Below are 866 nucleotides of genomic sequence, written 5' to 3' on the forward strand. Positions count from 1 at the left end.
GCCCAGCGCCTGGGCTACTTCACCGCCGTGCTGGAGCCCGACGCTGAGAGCCCGGCCGGGCGGGTGAGCCACTACCATATCCAGACCCGCTACGACGACACGGCCGGGTTGGCGCAACTGGCCGAGCGGTGCCAGGCCATCACCACCGAGTTTGAGAACGTGCCGGCCCAGACGCTGCAAACCCTGGCGCAATCCCGCCCCGTGGCGCCGGGCGCCGCCGCCGTGGGTATTGCCCAGGACCGCATCGAGGAAAAGGCCCATTTCACGGCCTGCGCCGACGTGTCGGGCGTGACCTGCGCGCCCTACGCCGTGATTGAAACGCCGGCCCAGCTGCAAGCCGTGCTGGCTGAGCGCGCCGATTTGCTGCCCGGCATCCTGAAAACCGCGCGCCTGGGCTACGACGGCAAGGGCCAGGTGCGCGTGAAAACGGCCGACGACCTGGCCGCCGCCTGGGCGGAATTGGGCGAGACGGCCTGCGTGCTGGAAAAGATGCTGCCGCTCACGGCCGAGTGCTCGGTGCTGGTGGCGCGCGGCTGGGATGGGCAGGTGGTGAGCTTCGCCCCGCAGCGCAACGTGCACGTGGCCGGCATTCTGGCCGTGACCTACGCCTACGAGGGCAACATGCCGGCCGCCCTGGCCGCCCGCGCCCGTGAGGCGGCCGTGTCCATTGCCCGGCACCTGGGCTACGTGGGGATGTTGTGCGTGGAGTTTTTTGTGGTGGACGACGGCACCGAACACGGCGGCCTGGTGGTGAACGAGATGGCCCCGCGCCCGCACAATAGCGGCCACTACACGATTGACGCCTGCGACGCCTCGCAGTTCGACCTGCAGGTGCACGCCCTGGCGGGCCTGCCCTTGCCGGCGCC

General features: G+C 70.3%; 1 protein-coding gene. It reads left to right on the forward strand.

The genetic code is table 11. The features are described from left to right. On the forward strand, positions 1-866 hold an 866-nt coding region (locus tag ACYVDE_RS24590; protein WP_460504149.1), incomplete at both ends, for a 5-(carboxyamino)imidazole ribonucleotide synthase.

It is taken from the genome of Hymenobacter agri, from assembly GCF_054778495.1.